Origin of the sequence: Mesorhizobium sp. M4A.F.Ca.ET.050.02.1.1 (assembly GCF_003997725.1) — a bacterium.
Classification (GTDB): domain Bacteria; phylum Pseudomonadota; class Alphaproteobacteria; order Rhizobiales; family Rhizobiaceae; genus Mesorhizobium.
Window position 1 is genome coordinate 1 of sequence record NZ_RZSG01001324.1, and the last position, 831, is coordinate 831.

1 protein-coding gene is annotated in these 831 nt (G+C 68.4%); it reads left to right on the forward strand.

Features of this window, described 5'->3' with window-relative positions; translation table 11 throughout:
* Positions 1-229 precede the first annotated feature (229 nt).
* Positions 230-831: glycoside hydrolase family 3 N-terminal domain-containing protein (locus EOA33_RS37250; protein WP_145989579.1), on the forward strand; the 602-nt coding region annotated here is incomplete at its 3' end.

An 831-nucleotide genomic window follows, 5' to 3' on the forward strand; every position in this document is an offset into this window, starting at 1 on the left:
ACCTTCTACCGCGTCCGCGTGCCGGCGCAGTCGCGCAACGACGCGATCGCCCTGTGCACCAGCTATAAGGCGGCCGGCGGCAACTGCTTCGTGTCGCGCTGAGTCTGGGCGCAATCCAGTCAACCCGGCGCGGCCGCAGGGCCGCGCCGGTTTTTTGCGGGATCGGGCCTTCAACCGCTTGTCATGCGGGTGATTCCCTTTGTCCGCGCGAAGCCCTAAGCTCCAAGGCATGACCGAATCAAAATCCATGATCCTCGGCTGCGCCGGGAAATCGCTCACCCCAGAGGAAATCCGCTTCTATCGCGACGAGCGGCCCTGGGGTTTCATCCTGTTTGCCCGCAATGTCGGCGAGACCGAGCAGATCCGCGATCTGGTGGCTTCGATGCGCGACGCCGTCGGGCGTACGGACGCGCCGGTGTTCATCGACCAGGAAGGCGGCCGGGTGCAGCGCCTGCGGCCGCCGCTGGCACCGAACTATCCTGCGGGTGGCGCGCTCGGCGCGCTGTGGCGCAATGACCGCGAGGCCGGCCGCCGCGCCGCATGGCTGATGGCGCGCTTGCATGCCTTCGACCTGCTTCGTCATGGCATAACCGCCGATTGCCTGCCCGTGCTCGACGTGCCGGTGGAAGGCGCCAGCGATGTCATCGGCGCGCGCGCCTACGGCAAGGAGCCGGGTGCCGTGATCGAGCTCGGCCGCGCCGCGGCCGAGGGGCTGATGTCGGGCGGCGTGCTGCCGGTGATGAAGCACATTCCCGGGCACGGGCGGGCCTTTGCCGACACGCATTTCGAACTGCCGACCGTCGACACGCCGCTCAGCGAACTGCGCAGCCA